Genomic DNA, 22,526 nt, shown 5'->3' on the forward strand with positions numbered 1-22,526 from the left:
TTTCCGGCATAGTTAGTGCCCCGGCAATACAACGTAATCCCAATATTAGTTGAAAACTCCGAGCTCCATAAAACAGTCCCTTTGGGTACTGTTGTGGCATCGAGAGTAAAGGATGAGGGTAAATTTAGAGTGACGTTTTTGACATCCCCCCAGTAATAACAATCGTCGTAAGCGAACGCTGCCTGGATATGAAAACCAGAGAATACCAAAGCCATCAGAATAAGGAGCCTGGACATACAATTTACTCACATAATTTTTATTGATAGGAAACGTTCATGGTCACGGTAGCCGAAAACTTGCCCGGTGTTGCCAGCCCATGCATGGTGTACATTCGGGCATAAAAGTTAAGCACCGCCGTTTGATTGACCACGTCCAGCTGCACGGACTTGTATTCATCTCCAGGGCCAATGGATTGGGTTCCTCCCTGGGCCGGCTTGTAAAAGAGCTGTAAGCCGACATCGCTTGTCGCGTCTTCGCCCGTGAGATTGTTCGCAAACAGCAAGCTTTCAAATCCACTGTCAGCAACCGGCTGGCCCATAAACGTAATGCCCACCTGATTCGTTCCCATCGGGCAGTTAATAAACTCAATATTCACCGACTTGGTTTGCGTATTCCCACCGGGTCCTGCCCGGTTCAGATCGGAGGCAAGATATAAGCCAAGATTAAAAGCATTGGGCGGCCAGATCACCGTACAAGGTGATGCTTTTATCGAACCTGTCACCTCTACCTGAACGCTGTCTTCTGTGTTATACGCCCAGCTTGTACTGGATATCATCAACATAAAACCGGGAAGGCATTTGAGCAGTGAGACTACTTTCATCGGGATCCCCATCATTATTTCGCCTGCTAGTGACAAATAGCCTGGAATATTTCGATGCCTGACGCTGATGGCACCGAAGGGATTGTAAAGTCGAAAATGCAGCGTTGGTCTGCACCATTTCCCCATTGCACTTCTCTCTGCCCTTTATTTTCCAGCCCCGTGAGATACACCACGCCTTCATCGCCCACCAGCGCGGAATTCACTCTGTTTTTATCTTCGGCATTGTTTTCCACCATCGCACCAAAGGGCACAAAGCTCTTATCCGGCCTCATGAGCGTGATCAGCGCGCGATATCCCACCGAGGTTTGATACTCCGCTTTCACCACCGCTCCACGCGTAGGGATGACGGTTTTGTTGGTATCCACGAGTTCGATATTTCCGTCCTCAAGAGATTCCGTATTTAAGCTGACGTTATTTTTCCGGTAAGGCGTAGCATAAGGCAGCACAGCGTAACCCAGGTTGTTGGTTCGCACGCCAGCCTGGTTGTTAACGGGTACGTTCGCCACATCAGGCGCTTTGACCAGCACGGCGGTATCGATAATCGGTTGAGACAGCGTTATCCCTTCATCATGAATCACCATCCCACCCTGCAAGCCATAGCTTAACCGGTCGGCATTGGGGTCATGGCTGAGGCCCGCCGACACGTTGCCATAACGGGCGTTGTAGTTTGCTGAGACGTTACTGTTGTATTGCCGCCCATCGCCCTGATAGCCCATCTGCACATTCCACTGCAAACTGTCATCCTGCAACGCATTTCCGGACATATTCACATTCTGCACAGGCGCTGACGACCCGCCGCCCGACATCGAGTAAGACACCGATACCGGCGTGGAAAACAGAGAAAACGGCACGCTGAACGAGAGTGCGATTTGCCGATCGTTGCTGTTGTTGTTCTCACTGTCGCTGTCCCCGGTGTTTTTGCGATAGGAATAATTCACGTTGTAGTTCACGCTATGCCAGCTATTGCTATAGCCCAGGCTTACCGAACTCATTTTACTCTGCGCCCAGTACTGCTCCTGCACCAGGCTCAACGACAGCGCCCCCAAAAAAGTCTCTTGCGATAACGTCAGATCGGTACGGCTGCGGGTTCGCCCATTGTCACTGTCCCCATCCTCGCTGGTGTAATGGGTCATGGCTTCCTGGAGGGTGTAATACCCGTCAGTCGAATAGCGGTAGCCGGAAATCAGCACATTAGTACCGGTATTGAGAAAATTTTTGCTGTAACGCATGCGCACCGAATGCCCTTTTTGACTCTGGCGCTGGCTCGTTTGCGGCTGTGAGATTTGTGCATGGGACTGAGTAACATCCACCGAAACGGCGCCGATGACGCCCATGTTCCAGCCAATCCCCAGTGCCGCAGCCGAATAAACATCGGAGGCCACCTGCACGCCACCGTACAGCGTGATGTCGTGCGGAAGGCCATACATCAGCGAACCCTGCGCAAATTCGGTGTCGCTTTCATCGTCATGGCTGGCGTTAAAACGCGTCTTGCCGACGGTGGAGCTGTATTTCAGATGTCCCGCCCGCTGCATGACCGGTAAGGAGGCAAAAGGCACAATAATGTGCTGCTCACTGCCGTCACTTTCCGCCACGACCAGTTCTAAATCGCCAGAGCCGCCAGTCGGGAAAATATCATTGATTTGAAAGGCACCCGGCGCGACGGTTGTTTGATAAATGGTGTAGCCGTTTTGTTTTACCGACACGGTCGCATTGGTTCTGGCAATCCCGTTTAATACAGGAGCAAACCCCTTCTCGCTGTCAGTCAGCATCTCTTCACTGCTGGCAAGCTGAGCGCCAGTAAATGCCACACTATCAAACACGTCTGAAGGCGTATTGCTGTCACCCAGTACAAGCTGGCTTTTTAGCGCCCGAATATCGCGGCTCAGGTAGTTGTAAACTGATTCCCAGGCGCTTTTTCCGTCGCTGTCCCGGTTCCAGGTTGAATAATTGCGATAACGCCATGGGCCAATATTGAAACCGGGACGCAGGTTAAGATATTGAGAGTTCTGCTTTCCCTCCTGGCTTCGTGACGCCGTCTGGCTACCCGCCAGCGAGTAATTCATCAAAAAAGTCGTGATCCCATCGTCCCATTTGTCCGTCGGCACATAGCCTCGGCTCTGCGTATCCATCGCAATTTGCGGGATGCTCAGGTTCAGCTTCTGATGGTTAAAGTCAAACGTGACCTGTGCCTGAGGAATAGCAGTAAGATCCACGCATTTTTCGTCTCCTTTCAATAAATCAGGATACTCATTGGTTTTAATAGCCCAGTCTTTTAGCTGTTGTAACGATAAACAAGGGGCAAGTTTAGCTGTTTTATCATGAGTGAAAGAAATATCTTTAACGTCTATATTTTCGTTATTCACAAAAACGTCAACATGATAAACACCAGGTTCCTGGTTACCATCCTCAAAATGGCTTAAATCTGTAACGCTGGTATTTGATGTATCTAATAACGCAGGATTAAAATACTCATCTGCATAGACTCTATTTATTGCCATCATCAACCCGCAGAAAATAGTCCCTGACAGCAAGCTATCACGAATTATAAATCGCCGTGAGATGATGTTTTTTTTCATGGTAATCGCTTACTGTTATAGTCCCTTACTGACCGGGAAATTACAATACTGAACGGTGCACAGCTCCTTGCGTGCCAAAATCGTTAATCACACTCCATTCAATTTTTGAGCCTGAAGCAGGATTTTTACCCGCTAGCGAAAATGATGCTGATGACATCGGAGGAACATAAGTAAATGCAGGAAGCATTTTCCCGGCGACTTTTATCTCAAAAAAATTCATGAAATGCGGGGAAGAATTTGTCACTTTTAACTGATGATTTTCCACACGCCAGCGCAATTTTCCGGCAAAGTCTTCAGGTTTGCTTTTTAAGGCTGCAGGTCGATAAATCAGTTTTACACGTGAGTTAATAGCCAGTTGCAGAGAGTGTGTCGGCACACTGCCTTTTTCCACCGCGGTAATGCCTTTCACATTCAGCCAGTACATCGACTCTTTATTTTCAGGCAATGCCGAACCGGAACGCACAATGCGCAACACATTGCGTTCACCAGGATTCAGTCGAAAGAGTGGCGGCGTGATAATCAGCGCTTTTTTATCGGGCGAACCGGTCTCCACCGCCGACACCCACGTTTGCACTAAATTAGCGCTGCTGTCTTTATTTTCGACGGAAATAGAGGTTTCTTTTTTATTGCCGTCGAAAACAACGCGTGTTCCGCCAACAACAACACTCGCTTCGACGCTGAGCGAAAGAAAAAACCCGCACAGTGCGAGGACTGATAATTTTAATTCCATGGTATTTCTCGAGGATGACTTATTCAATAAACTCACATCACCAGTCGAATCCAATGGGAAGTGTCCAGGAGACAAACCGCTATTACAAATAATAACGGCCGTCCCCTGGAAACAAACCAGAATTATTGATAATCGATGGTGAAATTAACCGGAACGCTAATAGTACCATCGGTTCCGGCGGTGGTTACGCCCGTCGAATAAAGACGTGCAGAAAAAGGCAGCGTGGCCGTTCCGGCACCATCGTTAAATTCAGCCCCTTTGACGGTGACAATTTTTTGTCCACTGACGACAGGCTGTTTATCCTGATCGAGGATTTGCACCCCAATATTGGTTGCACCTGTCGATACGGTGTTCATGAAGACCTGTCGGCCTGCATCAAAATCGCCCGATGCCGAAAAGGTGATGTTGGCATGGGTCATACCCGCCGGGCAACCGCTCAGACTAATGACGATATCAGAGGCTAACGATGAACTGTCAGCCGTACCAAACTGACTTAAGGGGTAAGTGCCAAAGTTAACGGTATTCTGGCTTCCTGCATCAATTTTGCAGGAGGTCGCGCTCAGCACCCCGTTAAAGGTGATGATGCCGTCATTGTCACCCGCTATAGCCTGCGTGAAGGCTAAAAGCTGGCTTATCACTACGCCAGCAATCATACTTCTGGTAAGTTTCATTTTACTGCCCCTATTGTGTTTCACTTAACGTTGACTCCATCAACGCATTATTGCCCTTACCTGAATACGCCCTCATTTCGACGCATCCCGGCAGAACATTCGATATTTCGATAGACATTGGCATAAATCAGGACGGACTGAGCCGTGAGATGATTTAATCCCAATTTCTGCAAGGCGTGTTTTTTATGCAAAGAAACGGCCTTATCGCAAATTTGCAAGCGGGTCGCTATCTGGTATGCATTCCATCCACCTGAAAACAGCGTCAGAATGTCGGTCTCTCTTTTCGAGAGCAAAGGAGCATATCTGGCGTTCTCTTTATTTTTCTTCCCCGATAATATTCTGAGCAATACATTGGCGGAAATCTTTTTTGAGATAATTTTACAGTCACAATAAAAATTAACCCTTGCTGGCATGTCCACATTCACGAAGATAACGACCCGCGAACGAAAACCCAGCATTTTCCGTAGCCAGTTTTTGAGTACCTCAGTTTCTTCGATGGCAACAAAAACAATATCATCTTCCGTTAATAGTAATCTGTATCGTTCAATAACATTGGATTCTATAACGCAGATCTCTTTGTTTTTAGCCGAAAAAATATGGTACAAGCCGGATGAAAAAAATCGATCGTCTGAAAGGATATAGATCATAGTTAGCCATCCATTTCTGTGTGTTCATTATCTCACTGCGCGCGAGTCATGCTTCTCTGCCGCCTTCGTGCAGTGAGGAAAGTCCTTTTTGTCATATGCCCTCATTCCGACCAGACAAATCTTATGAATGCATCACCAAAAAGAATAGCTGAATTATTTTAATAAGATTCTTTGGGGAAGATGCAACTTAGGTTTCTCACTAAAGCATGCGCAGCGACTGTCTCTCAGCGAGATTGCGCAGACGATAAAAAAAATTAACCATAAATATCAATGAGATGATCATGAATAAAAACATGATCAGGCGCAAAGATCCCGGCCTTTTCGCATTGATAAAAATAATATCTCATCTAGTATTCATTGCGGTATGCTATTATTAAATCGTGAAATTCACAGTCTTACCCTTCAGAAAAAGTGAGAAATGAGTCTGGACAATGCCTAGTCGTTACCTTCTGAATTCCAGCATTCTATTTGAGGCAGAAAAGAACCGGCTCTCGACGCCAAGTGCTGGACAGGCGCCTGTTATGCTGAATCAACCCGCCAGCCGCTGCCTGGAACTGCTGATCAAAAACCATCCAGAGGTGGTTAAACAACGCGACTTTTTCGATTACGTCTGGGGTGAGTTTGGGCAAAACGTCCCAAACAACACGCTTTATCAAAATATTTCGTTGTTGCGTAAGGGCCTTAAAGCCTTTGGCCATGAATTTGACAATGCCGTCATTACCCTTCCCCGGCAGGGATTTAAGCTAAACCCGGCAATTCATATCACTGATGCTGATATAAAAGAGGACATGGATGTTGCGCTCAATGACCCCTTATCAGCAGATAAGAACGAAAAATCGGTGGAAATAGACGAGGAAACTTTGATATATGAGTCTCTCGACTCGCTAATTCCTCCTGACCTCCCACAATCGAAAAAAAAAGTCACCACACTTTTCGTCTTATTTTCTCTTCTGTTAAGTATGGCATTAGGAGGCATTATCGGGGTGATTGCTGAAAGCACCACACTTGAATCACCTCCTTTTGACATGAGTTATTTGTCGCAGACATTAAAACTTGATGGTTGCACGTTGTATGAATTAAAAGGTTCAGAATTTATATTGACCAATGAAGATATTATTCATTGGGGAATTCAATGCCACACCTCGCCGTACCTTTATTTGATGCAGTATAAATACAGCGCATTAGCCAACATTCTTAACTGCAAATCCCCATTATCGCGGACCACAACGCCAGACTGCGTCAACTACTTCATCGTCGGCAGGGCCAGACCATGAATAAGACACTGCTGGCAGTGATACTGATGTGTTGTGTGATATGCAGTGCCGTACTGAGTTTTTCGCTCGTTCGTGAACATAAAATCACGCATATGCGCTGCACCACCTACAACACAGTGGTTATCGGTTCACAGATCAGTTCGTTGCGCTTTGATATCGTCGCCGACGGTGATAGCGGCATCACGAATATTGACGGCTTCTACATGAACGACAGCGGTGTGCGTATCCCGGTCCGCGCCGCGCACGCGTTTGACATGAAACATAGTGGGAATACCTATACTTTTTCGCATAAAACGCTGAGCACGCTTGCCGGTAACGAAGCCACGTCAGAACAGATTAAACGCGTTCTCCCTGAGTACATGACCAAACAAGGTGCAGCCATTAAGCTGACCCGCTATCAGCAAGGGAAACGCGGTTATATTCTCAGTACAGGTTCGATGGTTGCGTATTGCAAGCAACCGAATGAAGGCCGATAAACCCCGATATGTGCAGCCGTGAGTGCCAGGTGAAGTGGTTTACTCTTGCGCCCTGCGGCGCTACAATTCCCGCCCTTAAAGTAGGGGGACTCCCCCCATCGCCTTACCCTGTGAGGCGAGTCTGACCTGTCATCAGAACGAGAAAATCATGTTTAAACCGGAACTCCTCTCCCCGGCGGGAACGCTGAAAAATATGCGTTACGCTTTCGCCTATGGTGCCGATGCGGTCTACGCTGGGCAACCGCGTTATTCCCTGCGTGTGCGCAATAATGAATTCAACCACGAGAATTTGCAGCTCGGTATCAACGAAGCGCATGCCTTAGACAAAAAATTCTACGTGGTGGTGAACATCGCGCCGCATAACGCGAAGCTGAAAACCTTCATTCGCGATCTGCAGCCTGTTGTGGATATGGGGCCGGATGCGCTGATCATGTCCGACCCGGGCCTGATTATGCTGGTGCGTGAGCATTTCCCGCAGATGGATATCCATCTTTCCGTACAAGCTAACGCCGTTAACTGGGCCACGGTGAAGTTCTGGCAGCAAATGGGCCTGACCCGCGTGATCCTCTCCCGCGAACTGTCGCTGGAAGAAATCGAAGAAATTCGCGCTCAGGTACCGGAAATGGAAATCGAGATTTTCGTTCATGGCGCACTGTGCATGGCCTATTCCGGCCGCTGCCTGCTTTCCGGTTATATCAACAAGCGTGACCCGAATCAGGGCACCTGCACCAACGCTTGCCGCTGGGAATATAACGTCCAGGAAGGCAAAGAGGATGATGTGGGTAACATCGTCCACAAACACGAACCTATTCCCGTGCAGAATATCGAGCCAACGCTGGGTGAAGGCACCCCGACCGACAGCGTGTTTATGATTGAAGAGGCCCAGCGTCCGGGCGAGTACATGACCGCCTTTGAAGACGAACATGGCACCTACATCATGAACTCCAAAGACCTTCGCGCCATCGCACACGTTGAACGTCTGACGCAGATGGGCGTGCACTCGCTGAAAATTGAAGGCCGCACCAAATCCTATTACTACTGCGCCCGTACCGCGCAGGTTTACCGCAAAGCGATCGACGATGCAGCTGCTGGAAAACCGTTTGATACCACGCTGCTGGAAACCCTCGAAGGGCTGGCGCATCGCGGTTACACCGAAGGCTTCCTGCGTCGTCACACCCACGAAAGCTATCAGAATTACGAGCATGGTTATTCTGTTTCCGAGCGCCAGCAGTTTGTCGGTGATTTCACCGGTGAGCGCAAAGGTAATCTGGCCGCCGTCGCGGTGAAGAACAAATTCCTGAAAGGCGACAGCCTGGAATTGATGACCCCACAGGGCAACGTCAACTTCGTGCTGGAGCACATGGAAAACAGCAAAGGCCAGCCAACCGACGTCGCCCCGGGCGATGGCCACACGGTGTGGATCCCGGTGCCGGAAGACATTAGCCTGGATTACGCGCTGCTGATGCGCAATTTCGTCGGCGAGCAAACCACCGTCAATCCACACGGTAAGTAGTTCATTCGGGTTATTTTTCCGCTGTGGGATAATTCTTAGAATCGGATCACATACCGTTTCGTTTATTACGGGTATTATCCCTGATGCTGAAAAACATAACCCATAAATGCTAGCTGTACCAGGAACCACCTCCTTAGCCCACGTAATCTCCCTTACGCGGGCTTATTTTTTTCTGCTTCCCATACCTCCCGCTTTCAGTCTATTCCTCAGGCACAAACGCGACTCCTGCTATACACTTTTATCATGTTGAATAACTGGATAAAAAGATGACCGACTTCCCTGCCAGCTTACTGATCCTGAACGGCAAAGGTGCCGGTGACCCACAGCTGCGTGAAGCGATACTTCAGTTGCGTGCTGAAGGTGTGGAGATTCACGTGCGTGTCACCTGGGAAAAAGGCGATGCGGCACGTTATCTTGAAGAGGCGCGCCAGCTGGGTGTTGAAACCATCATTGCTGGCGGTGGCGATGGCACTATTAACGAGGTGGCGACGGCGTTAATCCATTGTGAAGGCGAGAATATCCCGGCGTTGGGCATTGTGCCGCTGGGCACCGCCAATGACTTTGCCACCAGCGCGGGTATTCCGGACGCGATGGATAAAGCGCTGAAGCTTGCGATTGCAGGCAATGCCACCGCCATTGATATTGCCCGCGTTAACGATCGCACTTGCTTTATCAATATGGCAACCGGCGGGTTTGGCACGCGCATTACCAGCGAGACGCCGGAAAAACTCAAGGCTGCGCTTGGCGGCGTGTCTTATTTGATTCATGGCCTGATGCGCATGGATACCCTGAAGGCAGACCGCTGTGAAATTCGCGGCGAGAATTTCCACTGGCAAGGTGATGCGCTGGTGATAGGTATCGGTAACGGCCGTCAGGCTGGCGGCGGCCAGCAGCTTTGCCCGGATGCGCTGATCAACGACGGCCTGCTGCATCTTCGTATTTTCACTGGTGAAGAGCTGTTGCCTGCCCTTTTCTCCACGCTGGCTCGCCCGGAAGAAAGTCCGAATCTTATCGATGGCATTTCTTCCTGGTTTGAAATCACCGCGCCGCACGACATCACCTTTAATCTGGATGGCGAACCGCAAACGGGCCGTGAATTCCGCATTGATATTTTGCCCGACACCCTGCGCTGTCGCCTGCCACCAGGTTGTCCTTTGCTGCGTTAACGCTCGCAGAATACGGAAGGAGAACGGCTGGTATAACACGGCCAGGTACTGCTGTTAAGCTGCAATATGCTGAAATAAAGTGGGATATACCTCTCCCGGGGGAGAGGTATTTACCTGTCAGGCGATAGTGACTTTGTTATCGAGATAAACATCCTGCACGGCATTTATTAATTTAACGCCATCGGCCATGGACTTTTTAAACGCCTTACGACCAAGTATAAGCCCCATACCGCCCGCACGTTTATTAATAACGGCGGTACGTACAGCATCGACCATGTCATTTTCACCGGCGGCACCACCGGAGTTAATTAACCCGGCGCGGCCCATATAGCAGTTTGCCAGCTGATAGCGCACCAGATCGATCGGGTTGTCAGTGGTCAATTTACTGTACACACGCTCATCGGTGTAACCGAAGTTGACGGCTTTATAGCCGCCGTTATTCTCGGCCATTTTCTGTTTCACGATATCCGCGCCAAGGGTGGCCGCCAGATGGTTCGCCTGACCGGTCAAATCAGCAGATACGTGGTAATCCACCCCGTCTTTCTTGAACGCTGAATTACGCAGATAGGCCCACAGCACGGTAACCATGCCCAGCTCATGCGCGCGTTCAAACGCGGCAGAGATCTCTTCAATCTGACGGCGAGACTCTTCAGAACCGAAATAAATAGTCGCGCCAACAGCCACCGCCCCCATATTAAACGCCTGCTCCACGCTGGCATACAGCGTCTGGTCAAAGGTGTTTGGGTAACTCAACGTCTCGTTGTGGTTGAGCTTCACGAGGAACGGAATGCGGTGCGCATAACGGCGCGATACGCTTGCCAGCACGCCATAAGTCGAGGCCACACAGTTGCATCCGGCCTCAATCGCCAGTTCAACAATGTTTTTCGGGTCAAAATAGAGCGGATTTGCAGCAAACGACGCCCCGGCAGAGTGCTCTACTCCCTGGTCAACGGGTAAAATAGAGAGGTAGCCCGTGCCCGCAAGCCGCCCGGTGTTGTACAGGGTTTGCATATTACGGAGCACCGCAGGCGGCCGATTGTTGTCGACCATCACGCGGTCAACGTAGTCAGAGCCGGGAAGGTAAAGCTGTGCGGATGGAATGGTCATACAACGATGCTGGAGAAGGTTGTCGGCATCTTTGCCAAGCAACTGCGCAATATCAGTCATAGTGATAACTCCCGTAAGCGCCAGCCGAAGCTGGTCGTGAATGTCCTGTGCCTGAGTATAAGGCAATCCTTAGCCTGGTCTCCTGAGGCGGATTTTTCCAGCCTGTTTGTGCTTTTTTAAGGGCAATCTGCTGGCACGATTCAGGGACAGTAAAGTGTTAAGTCGCTCAAGGAATCACCACAAAGGTATTTAAAAGGTATTATTGAATGGTATTGTTCTGACGTACCTTACCTGTCATGAAGGATGTAAAGATGAAAACTACAGCAAAGCTGTCGTTCATGATGTTCGTGGAGTGGTTTATCTGGGGCGCGTGGTTTGTGCCACTGTGGCTGTGGCTGAGCAAAAACGGCTTCAGCGCAGGCGAAATCGGCTGGTCCTATGCCTGTACGGCCATCGCGGCGATCCTCTCGCCTATTCTCGTCGGCTCGCTGACTGACCGTTTCTTCCCGGCGCAAAAAGTACTGGCGGTGCTGATGTTCGTCGGCGCGATCCTGATGTATTTCGCCGCACAGCAAACCACCTTCAGCGGCTTCTTCCCGCTGCTGCTGGCTTATTCATTGACCTATATGCCGACCATCGCGCTGACTAACAGCATTGCGTTTTCCCACGTGCCGGACGTAGAAAGAGACTTCCCGCGCATCCGTGTGATGGGCACCATTGGCTGGATTGGCTCAGGCCTGGTGTGCGGTTTCCTGCCGCAAATGCTGGGCTATAACGATATTTCGCCCACCAGCATTCCACTGCTGATAACGGCTGGCAGCTCTGCGTTGCTGGGCGTATTTGCGCTATTCCTGCCAGATACGCCGCCAAAGAGCACCGGCAAACTGAGCCTGAAAGTGATGCTGGGGCTGGACGCGCTGGTGCTGCTGCGCGACAAAAACTTCCTCGTCTTTTTCTTCTGCTCCTTCCTGTTTGCCATGCCGCTGGCGTTCTACTACATCTTTGCCAACGGCTATCTCACCGAAGTGGGGATGCACAACGCCACCGGCTGGATGACGCTCGGCCAGTTCTCTGAAATCTTCTTCATGCTGGCGCTGCCGTTCTTCACCAAACGCTTTGGTATCAAAAAGGTATTATTACTTGGTCTTATCACCGCGGCAGTCCGTTACGGCTTCTTTGTTTACGGCGGCGCAGAACATTACTTTACTTACGGCCTGTTGTTCCTCGGCATTCTGCTGCACGGCGTAAGTTATGACTTCTACTACGTCACCGCCTACATCTATGTGGACAAGAAATCCCCGGTTCACATGCGCACTGCGGCGCAGGGGCTGATTACCCTGTGCTGTCAGGGCTTCGGCAGCCTGCTCGGCTACCGCCTTGGCGGCGTAATGATGGAAAAAATGTTCGCCTGGAAAGAGCCCGTCAACGGCCTGACGTTTAACTGGGCGGGCATGTGGACATTCGGGGCAGTGATGATTGCCGTGATTGCCGTGCTGTTTATGCTGTTCTTCCGCGAATCGGATAAAGAAATTACCGCCATTAGCGTCAGCAATGACGAACGAGATGTGGCGCTGACACATGAGGAAGTGAAATGAAAGACCAACGAATTCTCGGCGCGCTGTACGGACAAGCTTTAGGTGATGCCATGGGAATGCCTTCGGAACTGTGGCCTCGCTCGCGGGTGAAAGCGCACTTCGGCTGGATTGACCGTTTTCTGGATGGCCCGGCCGAAAACAACGCGGCCTGCTACTTCAAGCGCGCGGAGTTTACCGACGACACCTCGATGGCGCTTTGCCTGGCCGATGCGCTGATTGAATGCGATGGCGAGATTGTGCCGGACGTGATTGGTCGCCACATTCTGGCGTGGGCCGAAGGATTTGATGCGTTCAACAAAAACGTCCTCGGGCCAACGTCTAAAATTGCCCTGAATGCCATTCGGGACGGCAAACCGGTTAGCCAGCTTGAGAACAACGGCGTGACCAACGGCGCGGCGATGCGCGTTTCCCCACTGGGCTGCGTGCTGCCGACAGCCGATCTCGATGCGTTTATCGAAGCCGTTGCGCTGGCCTCCAGCCCAACGCACAAATCCGACCTGGCGATTGCCGGTGCCGTGGTGATTGGCTGGGCGGTCTCCCGGGCGATTGACGGGGATAGCTGGCAGACTATCGCTGCCGCGCTCCCTTCCGTTGCTCGCCATGCTCAGGAAAAACGCATCACCACCTTTAATGCCTCGCTGGCGCTGCGTATTGAACTGGCCCTGAAAACGGTGCGTGAAGCGAACGGTGTGGAATCCGCCAGCGAGCAGCTTTATCAACTGGTGGGCGCGGGAACCAGCACGATTGAATCCGTGGCCTGCGCCGTCGCGATGGTGGAACTGGCACAAACTGATCCTAATCGCTGCGCCATTTTATGCGCCAATCTCGGCGGCGACACCGACACCATCGGCGCGATGGCCACGGCCATCTGTGGCGCGCTGCACGGTATTGAAGGCATTGATCCGGCGCTAAAAGCTGAACTCGACGACGTAAATCAGCTCGACTTTGGCCGCTACGCCAGTGCCCTGCTGCGTTACCGCCAGCAACGGGAGGAAAAATGCTGAACGAGAAACAAAAACGCCCGGTGACGGTGATTGGCTCGGCGGTGATCGACGTTATCGCCGATGCCTATGCTCTGCCCTGGCGCGGCTGCGATATCGAACTGCAACAGCAAAGCGTCAATATTGGCGGCTGCGCGCTGAACGTCGCGGTGGCGCTCAAACGCCTGGGTATCGAAGCCTGTAACGCCCTGCCGCTCGGCCAGGGCGTCTGGGCCGATATTGTGCGCAACAACCTCGCACGCCAGGGCATTGAAAGCATTATCGACACCGACAAAGGAGATAACGGCTGGTGCCTGGCGCTGGTCGAGCCCGATGGCGAGCGCACCTTTATGTCGTTCACCGGGGTAGAAAATGCCTGGAACGACGAGTGGCTGGCTCGTCTGCCGCATCAGCCCAACGGCCTGGCTTATTTATCCGGCTATCAGCTCACCGCGTCGTGCGCAGAACTGCTGGTCAGTTGGCTGGAGGCCTCGCCAGAGGTAACAGCGTTAATAGATTTCGGACCGAGAATTGCCGACATCACGCCTGAACTGTTCGCGCGCATTATGGCCTGCAAGCCAATCATTACACTGAATCGGCAGGAAGCGGAGATCATCGCCGAACGCGAGCAGCTCCCCGCGGAAGTGTCTGCACTGGGCAAAGCCTGGCTGGAACGCTGGAACGCACCGTTAATTGTGCGCCAGGATAAAGACGGCGCGTGGTATTTCAGTGCCGAGGCGTCCGGCCATGCGGCTGCGTTTCCGGCAAAGGTGGTGGATACCATCGGCGCGGGCGATAGCCACGCAGGGGGAGTGCTGGCGGGGTTAGCCGTTGGAAAACCGCTGGCAGAGGCAGTCATTCTGGGGAATGCGGTGGCGAGCTGGGTGGTCAGCCACCGGGGCGGCGACTGCGCCCCGACAGCGGAAGAACTACTCCTCGCACACAAAAACGTATAAATCACTGCGGCAGTAGCTGATGCTGTACTCAATCGGCCGCTGCTGCTGGTCCAGCGCCACCTGCTTAATGACCAACACCGGGATTTTGTCATCCATTTTAATGTGCGACTGAAACTCAGCGTCCGGCATCCGGGCGCTGACGCGTGAGCGAGTACGCTGCGGGAAAATGTGCTGGCTGCGGAAATAGTCATACAACGAAATACCGATGGCGTCCGCGTCCGCAATCAGGTGCGCGGGCACCCAGGACTCCTCAATCGACACCGCCTCTTCATCCACATAACGAATACGTTTCAGCAGAAATACGTCACTTTTCGGCGTGAGCGACAGCTGCTCAGCCACATCCTGAGGACACTCCACCACACGTTTGTTGACCCAAAGCGTGTCGGGCTTTTTGCCGCGTAATACCACCTGCTGGGAAAAACCGCGCGCTTCTTTCAGCGAATACTCAAAGATGTTGTTGATCTGCGTGCCGTAGCCGCGCGCGCGAGTCACCACGCCTTCGTCTTCCAGCGTCTGCATCGCCTTACGCACCGTAATGCGAGACACGCCGGTCAGTTTGCTGAGATCGCGCTCGCCGGGCAAAATATTGCCATGCTCCAGCCAGCCGCTGCGAACCGCATTTTTGACCGTTTCGGCAAATTTCAGGTACAGCGGCGTGTTATCCGTGGCGGCAATGCGCTCGGTCAGTTGAGCAATAAGCCGGGTATGCGCTTGTTCCATCTCGGGTAATCCTTGCTGACAGTGTCAGCCAGTATACTACCACCACGCGTGGAAATGATGCACCGGCCCAATCCCCTTTCCGACTTCCAGTGAATCTGCTTGCGCCAGCGCAGCCGACAACCACCGTTTCGCCTCTGGCACGGTTTCGAGCCAACTGCCACAACGCGGTTTGAGCGCTGCCAACGCCGCCGAAAGCGTACAGCCGGTGCCGTGGGTGTTTTTAGTCTGTACGCGCGGGGCGGTGAAGCGATACTCACCTTCAGCCGTAAACAGCCAGTCCGGGCTTTCTGCCTCTGTCAGATGACCGCCTTTCATCAACACCGCCTCACAACCCAACGCCACTAAAGCGCGACCTTGTTCCAGCATTTCCTGTTCATTACGCGCATGGGGCGCATCGAGCAGCGCCGCCGCTTCAGGCAGATTAGGGGTGATTAAAGAAACCTGTGGCAACAGGCGCTTACGCAACGTATCAACAGCGGAAACGGAGAGCAGCGGATCGCCACTTTTTGCCAGCATTACGGTATCAAGCACGACGTTTTTAATCTGATAGCGAGCCAGACGTTCCGCCACGGCTTCAACAATATCCGTTTCTGCGAGCATGCCGATTTTGGTCGAATCGATGCGCACATCGCTAAACACCGAATCAAGCTGAGCGGCCACAAAGTCAGGCTCAATGCGATAGACCGATTGTACGCCCTGCGTGTTCTGCGCCACCAGCGCGGTGATCACCGAACAACCATACGCCCCAAGCGCCGAGAACGTTTTAAGATCGGCCTGAATCCCGGCGCCGCCGCTTGGATCTGTGCCCGCAATGGTGAGTGCATTAATACGTTTCATACGTTGCCCTCCGCCCACAGCGCATCCAGAAAAGCCGCCACAAAACTGCCTGGGCCTTTACTGTTCTCCGCCGCCACTTTCCCCGCTTGCTTCATCATTCCACAGACCGCCGCGACGTTATCCAGACGATCGCCTGGCAACGCACAACTGGCAGCAACTGCCGCAGAGAGCGCGCATCCGGTTCCGACAACTTTGGTCATGATGATATCGCCGCCCGTGACCATCACGGTTCGGCGTCCGTCGGTCACGTAATCAACTTCCCCGGTCACAACAACCAGAGTGGATATCTGACGCGCCAGCGCCTGTGCAGCAGGCAAAGCGGCACTGGCCGTGTCGGTGGTATCCATACCGCGACCGCCCTGGCTCATACCCGCCAGCGCGTTGATTTCAGAGGCATTCCCGCGAATCACCGCAGGCCGGAGCGGCAGCAGTTGCTGGCAGAATTCCGTGCGTAGCGCGATAGCGCCAACGCCCACCGGGTCCAACACCCAGGGCTTATTCTCCGCATTGGCGCTTTCGACAGCGGCCCGCATCGCGACGGCACGTTCCTGAGTGTGCGTCCCGACGTTAATCAGCAACGCGTCAGCAATGGCAGCAAATTGCGGCGCTTCAGCTTTATCGATAACCATGGCTGGAGAAGCCCCCAGCGCCAGCAATACATTGGCGGAAAAAGTTTGCACCACGTCATTGGTCATGCAGTGAACGAGCGGCGAAAAACGCCGAAATAGAAGAGAAGTGTGCGCGATTTGCGCCGAAGATAGCAGGTCAGGTTGCATAGTGCGCTCCTGCCAGACGGTGAAGAAGCGATACCCTGCGTGGGTCTCTGACTTCCCTACGCTGGCATTATCCAGATCAGGTGGTACGGGTATTTCTCAGCCCATCAGCGATGGGGCACCCCGAGTCATTTGATGAAGAATAAATCATCGTCTCATAGACTAAAGAAAGAAGCTTGTTAACACAAGAACGTCTGATCGTAATGAAATTCCAATTTTCTTCACCTTAACGTACTTGTTTCATATTAAGATGAAAACTCCGGATACTTACTTTACTCTACGATAATAGATAAAATTAGTTGAGCTTCACCACTGGATTACCCCTAAAACTATTTATGACATTATTCATGTTATTATTTGAAGTATATAAAGGCACGCCGCCTATTTTAATGTATTTATTACTATTTTGTTTGGTGTAAACCATGTTACCGCTGTCGGAATCCATAGTTGAATAGATATAAGTTTTAAACTCACCATAACCATTAATATCCACATAAATAAGCTTATCCTGAAATGCATACATTTGTACAAATTCACCATTGGCATAGGTAAGGTAGCTATCCCCTCCTTTTCTGGTTACATTGGCAATGTCGCGGGCATTAGCCTCCTTAAATTCTTCAGCTATCTCGGTCAGATTTGTCGATGCAGAATCATCAGTAAATGTGTCACTGCCATTGAGAATAATATGGTGAGCATTAATCTCTTCGAACCGCAAAGAGTTTCCATTTACATTTTTATAAAGATCATCAGAAACATGCTGCAATTTCCCATAAACACTATCAGTGATTGCTCCATCACTCATCACGATGATATCGCGCTTAACACTTTTCCCGGTGGCATTACTGATCATACCATATTTAAATGAGAATCTCCGGACAACTGTAGGAATTTCAGACTTCATATTTGGGGTGGTATTATTATTATCGGGAATGGGAATTCCCGCATTGGTAGATTCGGTACTGATGGTTGTTGGTGGAGCATAAGTACTGGCAACCACGGAATCACTCTGTCTGTCTTTACCGATGACTACTACCGTCACCATACCAGCAATGAAAGCCGACACGCAATATCCGATAATATTTTTATCTTTCCTTATTGAATTTTTCTCTTGCATCTCAAGAATAATTTTTACGTTTTCCCTATTACTGGTTTCTAAGTGAGAATTTTCTTCACGTAGTTTTTTTGCCGTGAGCAGCTCATTATATTTTAGTACCAATTCTTGTTCTCTCTGTTTGTTATCACTAAGAGAATTACCAAATACTTGTTCGATTTTAACCTTCCCATGCTGCATAAGCGTATATGCTTGCCGGAAAGCGGTCGTTGCTTCTTCTTTATTTCTGTTATTAAAGGCCAGCATCAGTATTTTTCGAATTTTATCAATATTAACCATTGCTATTATCCTTAATACATCATCACATCATTATCGCGTAATCTTCCATTTAATCGTAAATAGTTAAAAATAAAAACTAAAATCTATTTTAATTCTGAAGGTGATATAAAGATACTCGTAATTAATTTTCGATCCAAGCTATAGTAATTATAAACCAAAGAAATATTGTTTTTAATGTAAGTATTAGCATGTGTCGAATTTTTTATTTTCATGACGGCCTCGCTTTTTATTTTTTCTGCATCTGAAAAAGTCGGTGCGACATCATTATAATTAACCGCCACATCATAATTAAAAATAAAGGCATTTTTATCTATATCATAATCACAGCTATTAACACTGGTGACCCCATCAATTTTTGTATCTATTTTTCCACCGCAGTTCTTTTGCATAGCACTTTTTATATTTTCTTTTGCACTGTGCTCCTGATAGCTGGATGTAACATTTTTGGCGTCTACCACCAAAGATTTAACAAAAATGACAACAATTATGCACAATAAAGCAATTGCACCCTTTTTAATTTTTGTTAACATTTTCAGACTCTCTAGAATAAAAATAACACGACCCTACACTATTCATCGCGAGAGTCAATACAGTGAAAAATTCATAATAGATAAAACATTCGGTAAGTAACTAAATCGTTATACTTTTTGCCTGACCACGTTTCCCTCCAGGAAAGGGGCTGACGGCTTCCATAAAATGGTGGATTTTTTTCTGAATCGCCACGGGTTTAACAGATACCTCAGAGCCATTTAAGATGGCTTAAAGAGAGGTGCCCATGAGCGGTAAGCGTTATCCCGAAGAGTTTAAAATTAAAGCGGTAAAACAGGTTGTTGATCGTGACCATTCTATTTCCAGCGTGGCAACACGTCTCGTGTGTTAGTCGCCTGAAATCCTGAAACACGGACAGTAAAAGGTTGCGCCCTAAATCTGAAGGCACCGCAATCTGCAATGTCCCACGCACTTCATCTTCCGGTGCCTGAATTTTTTGCAGACCGGCCTGCAATGTTTCCAGCATTTGCGTGGCGTAAGGGAGCCAGGTTTCACCTTCCGGCGTTAAGCGCAGGCTTCGCGTCGAACGCGCGAATAGCCTGATGTTGAGCTGAGTTTCAAGGCGCTTGATCGCTGCGCTCACCTGAGCTGGCGCAAAACCGGCTTCTCGTGCCGCCACGCTGAAGCTGCCCAGTGCCGCTGCACGCACAAACACTGTCAGACCTTCCAGTCTGAGCATTTTCTTCTCCCGTCGTTAACACCTGATAGTGTAAACCGGATTCATCGGAATCGTCTCAAAAAGCCCCTTCAGCGCCGTAAAGATGAGCGTATTTCGGGGTTTGCTTACACTTTTTTGCTTGCAAGACACTTGCCAGCAGGCCGCTGCATCAGGAATGATACGGGGCGGCGAATTTTAGTCCAGGCTATCGATTGAAAGACTGTGTGGAGAAGGTAATGCGTAAAACAAAAATAATGCTTCTGGGCGTACTGCTGGCGACAGCAGGTGCGGTATCGGCTGCACCCGCAACGGTGTCAACTTCCGGGATTCAGGAATATGAACTGAAAGACTTTATTGCGGATTTCACCCATTTCAACATCGGTGATGCCGTCCCGGAAATGTACCGTACTGAAGAGTACAATATTAAACAGTGGCAGTTACGTAACCTGCCAGCCCCTGACGCGGGCACCCACTGGACATACATGGGCGGCAACTACGTGCTGATCACCGACGCTGACGGCAAAATCGTCAAAGTCTACGATGGCGAGATTTTCTATCATCGCTAATCGTGCTCGCTGTGAGCATCCCCGGTGCTCACAGTCACTTCACGCCGGAGAAAGAGGATGGTCATCCGCCCCGGACAAGAATCTGATCGCCCTTTCCTGCGCACCTTGTTTCTTCGCGTCCGTAAAATCAGCTGGCCCTGGATGAACTCGTCAGAGTGGCAGCTTGAGGATTTCGACGCCGCCACGCTCAACGAACAGGTCTGGGTAGCAGACATTGACGGACATCGTGTCGGGTTTGCTTCCATGTGGGAAAGCGACAACTTTCTGCATAATTTATTCGTCGATCCCGACTGGCAAGGGAAAGGTGTGGGCCATGCATTGCTGGAGCAGGTGCAGTCCACGTTCACCAGTACCGGGGCCTTGAAATGCCTGGTGCAAAATGAACATGCCCTGCAGTTTTATCTGCGTCACGGATGGAAGCAGGAAGCCCAGGGGATTTCGCCTGACGGGGATGACTGGCTGATGCATTACCCCCTGGCCTGATGTCTCTGCCCACTGCATACATTCATTTTCATTCCGTTTTGAGATCCTGGTTGCGCTATTCCTCGTTGCTGTCTCTTCATCATCGCTTACAATACCTGTATATAAAAACAGTATTTACGCCATAATGGAGGCGATCGCAATGGAAGCACCAGCAGTCTGGACCCACCCTCTTATGTACGTTGAAGTGGAACCTGAAAGCGATTTTATCGAGACAGTAAAACACTGCGAAAATCTCGCCGCCACGGCGCTGGATGAAGAGAATATGCTGACGCAACAAGCGCTTTATCAGCGTCTGCACCAGTGTCTGAGCCAGCTTCATCCCACGCTTAACGATCCCATCCCTGAAGCGCTGGTTGAACAGTTCACCGTCAGCGTTCGACCCACAACCTCACCGGCAATGGACACGGAAAGTGACCTGCTGTGTGAATACTGCATCGCACTGAGCGAATTGCTCTCCGGCAGCCCGCGCACCCTTCGCATTGATGAAACGCTGCAAGGGTTGCTGTACGATCTGACCAGTTTTTTATCAGACACCATGCAAGCCCCGCGCTGGCTGAAAACACCGAAAGGGTTGCACCCTTTAGGATAAAAAAAGCCACCTGAGAAGGTGGCTTCAGATTGCTGACAAAGAAGGAAAAAGCGTGGTTTTTCCTTCTTTGTGGTGAGCAGCCGGAAATCAATAAATTGATTTTCCTTGTTTTTTTATTCGGTACCCTATGACAAATCTCATTCGTTAGAGGTTTGTCATCAGTCTCAAGCCACCTGAGAAGGTGGCTTGTTGTGAGGCTTTACGCGACGAAATCAGACAGCACGGAACGCGATATCGCCCGGGATGACTTCCCCTTGCCAGTACAGCTGGGCAACAACACGCCCGGCCAACTGGCGATACAGGCTGGTGAATTCACTGTCAGGGCGAGCCACAACGGTTGGCGTGCCGCGGTCGAGATCTTCACGCAGGCTGATGTGCAGCGGCATTTGCCCCAGCAGTTGGGTGTGATACTGCTGCGCCAGGCGTTCTGCACCGCCAGTACCGAAAATCGGTTCGTGGTGGCCGCAGTTGCTGCAAATGTGCATGCTCATGTTTTCAACAATGCCGAGTACCGGGACTTCGACTTTCTCAAACATCACGATGCCTTTTTTGGCATCGATAAGCGCGATGTCCTGCGGTGTGGTGACCACCAGTGCGCCGGTAACAGGAATGTTTTGCGCCAGCGTCAGCTGAATATCACCGGTGCCCGGTGGCATATCCAGCACCAGATAATCCAGATCCGGCCACAGCGTCTCTTGCAGCATCTGCATCAACGCTTTGCTCGCCATCGGACCCCGCCACACCATGGCGTTGTCGTCAGTCACCAGATAACCAATGGAGTTAGTGGCCAGGCCAAATTTCATGATTGGCGCCATGTGGGTGCCGTCTGGCGATGTAGGACGCTGATCTTCTGCGCCCAGCATCATCGGAATGGACGGGCCGTAGATATCTGCATCCAGAATGCCCACCTTCGCCCCTTCGGCGGCCAGCGCCAGCGCGAGGTTCACCGCCGTGGACGATTTGCCCACGCCACCTTTGCCAGAACTCACGGCAATGATGTTTTTCACGCCGTTAATACCCGGCTGGTTTTTCACGCGTTTCAGCGTGGCGATAGCATGCGACAGCTTCCAGTCGATAGCCTTCGCGCCGGTGATGCGCAGCAGCTCAGCGCTGCACTGCTCTTTGAGCTCGTCGAAAGCGCTGTGCCAGGCAAAGGGCATCTGGATTTCGATATGCACCGTGTCATCGAGCCACGCCACGTGATGCAGTGCTTTGAGCGCGGTGAGATTGTGCTTCAGGGTTGGGTGCTGAAAATTGGCCAACGTGCCTGCAACCATCGCACGCAAACGCTCCGGGGATTTGGCCTGGGATTGTGAACTCATCCCGACTCCTTTTTAGGTGTTCTGAAAGGTCTAATTGTAACTGCGAGAGCCGCTGGCAGGTAATAATTATTCAACTCTGGATTAATGCCCTGCTTGCATAGCGCAATAAAGGCCAGTTTGCTAAACTC

The 22,526-nt window shown here is 50.8% G+C and carries 22 protein-coding genes, 2 pseudogenes and 1 riboswitch; of the genes and pseudogenes, 11 read left to right on the plus strand and 13 right to left on the minus strand.

Annotation, left to right across the window (positions count from 1 at the left end):
• Positions 1–256 precede the first annotated feature (256 nt).
• From ACLW56_RS03355 to ACLW56_RS03375, 5 genes are all read right to left on the minus strand, one after another.
• On the minus strand, positions 257–820 hold the full coding sequence (locus ACLW56_RS03355; RefSeq protein ID WP_330982409.1) for a fimbrial protein: 564 nt from the start codon (positions 818–820) through the stop codon (positions 257–259).
• Between the two features lie 26 nt (positions 821–846).
• Entirely contained in the window at positions 847–3,396 is a 2,550-nt protein-coding gene (locus ACLW56_RS03360; protein ID WP_415377518.1) for a fimbria/pilus outer membrane usher protein, read from the minus strand.
• A gap of 40 nt (positions 3,397–3,436) precedes the next feature.
• The gene (locus ACLW56_RS03365) at positions 3,437–4,126 is read right to left on the minus strand and encodes a fimbria/pilus periplasmic chaperone (protein ID WP_330982411.1); all 690 of its coding nucleotides are present in this window, start codon (positions 4,124–4,126) and stop codon (positions 3,437–3,439) included.
• A gap of 122 nt (positions 4,127–4,248) precedes the next feature.
• A complete protein-coding gene (locus tag ACLW56_RS03370; RefSeq protein WP_330982412.1) occupies positions 4,249–4,797 on the minus strand; it encodes a fimbrial protein in 549 nt (182 codons plus the stop codon).
• Positions 4,798–4,853: 56 nt separating this feature from the next.
• Entirely contained in the window at positions 4,854–5,444 is a 591-nt protein-coding gene (locus ACLW56_RS03375; protein ID WP_330982413.1) for a LuxR C-terminal-related transcriptional regulator, read from the minus strand.
• Positions 5,445–5,875: 431 nt separating this feature from the next.
• Between ACLW56_RS03375 and ACLW56_RS03380 the strand changes: the two genes are divergently transcribed.
• The 4 genes from ACLW56_RS03380 to yegS all read left to right on the plus strand — a co-directional run bounded on the left by ACLW56_RS03380 (position 5,876) and on the right by yegS (position 9,873).
• Positions 5,876–6,718, plus strand: coding sequence for a winged helix-turn-helix domain-containing protein (locus ACLW56_RS03380; RefSeq protein WP_330982414.1), 843 nt, complete (start codon positions 5,876–5,878; stop codon positions 6,716–6,718).
• The gene (locus tag ACLW56_RS03385; RefSeq protein WP_330982415.1) at positions 6,715–7,194 is read left to right on the plus strand and encodes a hypothetical protein; all 480 of its coding nucleotides are present in this window, start codon (positions 6,715–6,717) and stop codon (positions 7,192–7,194) included. The genes ACLW56_RS03380 and ACLW56_RS03385 overlap by 4 nt, the downstream gene beginning before the upstream one ends.
• A 148-nt stretch (positions 7,195–7,342) precedes the next feature.
• A complete protein-coding gene (gene yegQ / locus ACLW56_RS03390) occupies positions 7,343–8,707 on the plus strand; it encodes a tRNA 5-hydroxyuridine modification protein YegQ (RefSeq protein ID WP_330982416.1) in 1,365 nt (454 codons plus the stop codon).
• A 266-nt stretch (positions 8,708–8,973) separates the two neighbouring features.
• Entirely contained in the window at positions 8,974–9,873 is a 900-nt protein-coding gene (gene yegS / locus ACLW56_RS03395) for a lipid kinase YegS (protein WP_330982417.1), read from the plus strand.
• A 117-nt stretch (positions 9,874–9,990) separates the two neighbouring features.
• Here yegS and fbaB read toward each other — a convergent pair whose 3' ends face one another.
• Complete coding sequence (gene fbaB / locus ACLW56_RS03400) at positions 9,991–11,040, minus strand: class I fructose-bisphosphate aldolase (RefSeq protein WP_330982418.1); 1,050 nt, start codon at positions 11,038–11,040, stop codon at positions 9,991–9,993.
• A 251-nt stretch (positions 11,041–11,291) separates the two neighbouring features.
• Between fbaB and ACLW56_RS03405 the strand changes: the two genes are divergently transcribed.
• Genes ACLW56_RS03405 through ACLW56_RS03415 form a run of 3 tightly spaced genes read left to right on the plus strand, consistent with a single transcriptional unit; the run spans position 11,292 to position 14,511 of the window.
• On the plus strand, positions 11,292–12,575 hold the full coding sequence (locus ACLW56_RS03405; protein ID WP_330982419.1) for a nucleoside permease: 1,284 nt from the start codon (positions 11,292–11,294) through the stop codon (positions 12,573–12,575).
• Complete coding sequence (locus ACLW56_RS03410; protein ID WP_330982420.1) at positions 12,572–13,579, plus strand: ADP-ribosylglycohydrolase family protein; 1,008 nt, start codon at positions 12,572–12,574, stop codon at positions 13,577–13,579. Before ACLW56_RS03405 ends, ACLW56_RS03410 begins: the two co-directional genes overlap by 4 nt.
• A complete protein-coding gene (locus ACLW56_RS03415) occupies positions 13,573–14,511 on the plus strand; it encodes a PfkB family carbohydrate kinase (RefSeq protein WP_330982421.1) in 939 nt (312 codons plus the stop codon). The genes ACLW56_RS03410 and ACLW56_RS03415 overlap by 7 nt, the downstream gene beginning before the upstream one ends.
• On the opposite strand, the gene ACLW56_RS03420 is transcribed toward ACLW56_RS03415, so the two are convergent.
• The 5 genes from ACLW56_RS03420 to ACLW56_RS03440 form a co-directional block, all read right to left on the minus strand.
• The gene (locus ACLW56_RS03420; RefSeq protein ID WP_330982422.1) at positions 14,485–15,231 is read right to left on the minus strand and encodes a GntR family transcriptional regulator; all 747 of its coding nucleotides are present in this window, start codon (positions 15,229–15,231) and stop codon (positions 14,485–14,487) included. The two genes, ACLW56_RS03415 and ACLW56_RS03420, sit on opposite strands and share 27 nt — an antisense overlap.
• Before the next feature lie 36 nt (positions 15,232–15,267).
• On the minus strand, positions 15,268–16,068 hold the full coding sequence (thiD, locus tag ACLW56_RS03425; RefSeq protein WP_330982423.1) for a bifunctional hydroxymethylpyrimidine kinase/phosphomethylpyrimidine kinase: 801 nt from the start codon (positions 16,066–16,068) through the stop codon (positions 15,268–15,270).
• Positions 16,065–16,844, minus strand: coding sequence for a hydroxyethylthiazole kinase (thiM, locus tag ACLW56_RS03430; RefSeq protein ID WP_330982424.1), 780 nt, complete (start codon positions 16,842–16,844; stop codon positions 16,065–16,067). The genes thiD and thiM overlap by 4 nt, the downstream gene beginning before the upstream one ends.
• Positions 16,845–16,880: 36 nt before the next feature.
• A riboswitch (TPP riboswitch) is annotated at positions 16,881–16,977 on the minus strand.
• A gap of 159 nt (positions 16,978–17,136) precedes the next feature.
• Positions 17,137–18,231 carry a DUF2786 domain-containing protein gene (locus tag ACLW56_RS03435; protein ID WP_330982425.1) on the minus strand — a complete coding sequence of 365 codons (1,095 nt, stop codon included), beginning with the start codon at positions 18,229–18,231 and terminating at the stop codon, positions 17,137–17,139.
• 83 nt (positions 18,232–18,314) lie between these two features.
• Positions 18,315–18,761 (minus strand): hypothetical protein, encoded by a 447-nt coding sequence (locus ACLW56_RS03440; protein WP_330982426.1) that lies wholly within the window; start codon positions 18,759–18,761, stop codon positions 18,315–18,317.
• 239 nt (positions 18,762–19,000) lie between these two features.
• Here ACLW56_RS03440 and ACLW56_RS03445 point away from each other — a divergent pair.
• A pseudogene (locus ACLW56_RS03445) lies at positions 19,001–19,102 on the plus strand (transposase); the annotation flags it as partial.
• A gap of 9 nt (positions 19,103–19,111) precedes the next feature.
• Here the strand turns inward: ACLW56_RS03445 and ACLW56_RS03450 are convergent.
• Positions 19,112–19,459 (minus strand): annotated as a pseudogene (locus tag ACLW56_RS03450) (LysR family transcriptional regulator); the annotation flags it as partial.
• A 215-nt stretch (positions 19,460–19,674) separates the two neighbouring features.
• On the opposite strand from ACLW56_RS03450, the gene ACLW56_RS03455 reads away from it, so the two are divergent.
• The 3 genes from ACLW56_RS03455 to ACLW56_RS03465 all read left to right on the plus strand — a co-directional run bounded on the left by ACLW56_RS03455 (position 19,675) and on the right by ACLW56_RS03465 (position 21,076).
• Positions 19,675–20,004, plus strand: coding sequence for an RcnB family protein (locus tag ACLW56_RS03455; protein ID WP_330982427.1), 330 nt, complete (start codon positions 19,675–19,677; stop codon positions 20,002–20,004).
• Between the two features lie 57 nt (positions 20,005–20,061).
• Positions 20,062–20,487, plus strand: a complete 426-nt coding sequence (locus ACLW56_RS03460; RefSeq protein ID WP_330982428.1) for a GNAT family N-acetyltransferase — start codon at positions 20,062–20,064, stop codon at positions 20,485–20,487.
• A gap of 139 nt (positions 20,488–20,626) precedes the next feature.
• The gene (locus tag ACLW56_RS03465; protein WP_330982429.1) at positions 20,627–21,076 is read left to right on the plus strand and encodes a hypothetical protein; all 450 of its coding nucleotides are present in this window, start codon (positions 20,627–20,629) and stop codon (positions 21,074–21,076) included.
• A 212-nt stretch (positions 21,077–21,288) separates the two neighbouring features.
• Here the strand turns inward: ACLW56_RS03465 and apbC are convergent, their stop codons facing one another.
• The gene (gene apbC / locus ACLW56_RS03470; protein ID WP_330982430.1) at positions 21,289–22,398 is read right to left on the minus strand and encodes an iron-sulfur cluster carrier protein ApbC; all 1,110 of its coding nucleotides are present in this window, start codon (positions 22,396–22,398) and stop codon (positions 21,289–21,291) included.
• Between the last annotated feature and the right edge of the window lie 128 nt (positions 22,399–22,526).

Origin of the sequence: Pantoea sp. sgz302252, from assembly GCF_047713085.1 — a bacterium.
Taxonomy (GTDB): domain Bacteria; phylum Pseudomonadota; class Gammaproteobacteria; order Enterobacterales; family Enterobacteriaceae; genus Scandinavium.

What these genes read in the sequence shown, in the direction of transcription:
- ACLW56_RS03355 (WP_330982409.1), bottom strand. Translation starts at nt 820, where the DNA reads ATGAAAGTAGTCTCACTGCTCAAATGCCTTCCCGGTTTTATGTTGATG.
- apbC (WP_330982430.1), bottom strand. Translation starts at nt 22,398, where the DNA reads ATGAGTTCACAATCCCAGGCCAAATCCCCGGAGCGTTTGCGTGCGATG.
- ACLW56_RS03435 (WP_330982425.1), bottom strand. Translation starts at nt 18,231, where the DNA reads ATGGTTAATATTGATAAAATTCGAAAAATACTGATGCTGGCCTTTAAT.
- ACLW56_RS03370 (WP_330982412.1), bottom strand. Translation starts at nt 4,797, where the DNA reads ATGAAACTTACCAGAAGTATGATTGCTGGCGTAGTGATAAGCCAGCTT.
- ACLW56_RS03380 (WP_330982414.1), top strand. Translation starts at nt 5,876, where the DNA reads ATGCCTAGTCGTTACCTTCTGAATTCCAGCATTCTATTTGAGGCAGAA.
- thiM (WP_330982424.1), bottom strand. Translation starts at nt 16,844, where the DNA reads ATGCAACCTGACCTGCTATCTTCGGCGCAAATCGCGCACACTTCTCTT.
- ACLW56_RS03375 (WP_330982413.1), bottom strand. Translation starts at nt 5,444, where the DNA reads ATGATCTATATCCTTTCAGACGATCGATTTTTTTCATCCGGCTTGTAC.
- ACLW56_RS03360 (WP_415377518.1), bottom strand. Translation starts at nt 3,396, where the DNA reads ATGAAAAAAAACATCATCTCACGGCGATTTATAATTCGTGATAGCTTG.
- ACLW56_RS03405 (WP_330982419.1), top strand. Translation starts at nt 11,292, where the DNA reads ATGAAAACTACAGCAAAGCTGTCGTTCATGATGTTCGTGGAGTGGTTT.
- ACLW56_RS03410 (WP_330982420.1), top strand. Translation starts at nt 12,572, where the DNA reads ATGAAAGACCAACGAATTCTCGGCGCGCTGTACGGACAAGCTTTAGGT.
- ACLW56_RS03440 (WP_330982426.1), bottom strand. Translation starts at nt 18,761, where the DNA reads ATGTTAACAAAAATTAAAAAGGGTGCAATTGCTTTATTGTGCATAATT.
- yegS (WP_330982417.1), top strand. Translation starts at nt 8,974, where the DNA reads ATGACCGACTTCCCTGCCAGCTTACTGATCCTGAACGGCAAAGGTGCC.
- ACLW56_RS03365 (WP_330982411.1), bottom strand. Translation starts at nt 4,126, where the DNA reads ATGGAATTAAAATTATCAGTCCTCGCACTGTGCGGGTTTTTTCTTTCG.
- ACLW56_RS03460 (WP_330982428.1), top strand. Translation starts at nt 20,062, where the DNA reads ATGGTCATCCGCCCCGGACAAGAATCTGATCGCCCTTTCCTGCGCACC.
- ACLW56_RS03415 (WP_330982421.1), top strand. Translation starts at nt 13,573, where the DNA reads ATGCTGAACGAGAAACAAAAACGCCCGGTGACGGTGATTGGCTCGGCG.
- yegQ (WP_330982416.1), top strand. Translation starts at nt 7,343, where the DNA reads ATGTTTAAACCGGAACTCCTCTCCCCGGCGGGAACGCTGAAAAATATG.
- ACLW56_RS03385 (WP_330982415.1), top strand. Translation starts at nt 6,715, where the DNA reads ATGAATAAGACACTGCTGGCAGTGATACTGATGTGTTGTGTGATATGC.
- fbaB (WP_330982418.1), bottom strand. Translation starts at nt 11,040, where the DNA reads ATGACTGATATTGCGCAGTTGCTTGGCAAAGATGCCGACAACCTTCTC.
- ACLW56_RS03455 (WP_330982427.1), top strand. Translation starts at nt 19,675, where the DNA reads ATGCGTAAAACAAAAATAATGCTTCTGGGCGTACTGCTGGCGACAGCA.
- ACLW56_RS03465 (WP_330982429.1), top strand. Translation starts at nt 20,627, where the DNA reads ATGGAAGCACCAGCAGTCTGGACCCACCCTCTTATGTACGTTGAAGTG.
- ACLW56_RS03420 (WP_330982422.1), bottom strand. Translation starts at nt 15,231, where the DNA reads ATGGAACAAGCGCATACCCGGCTTATTGCTCAACTGACCGAGCGCATT.
- thiD (WP_330982423.1), bottom strand. Translation starts at nt 16,068, where the DNA reads ATGAAACGTATTAATGCACTCACCATTGCGGGCACAGATCCAAGCGGC.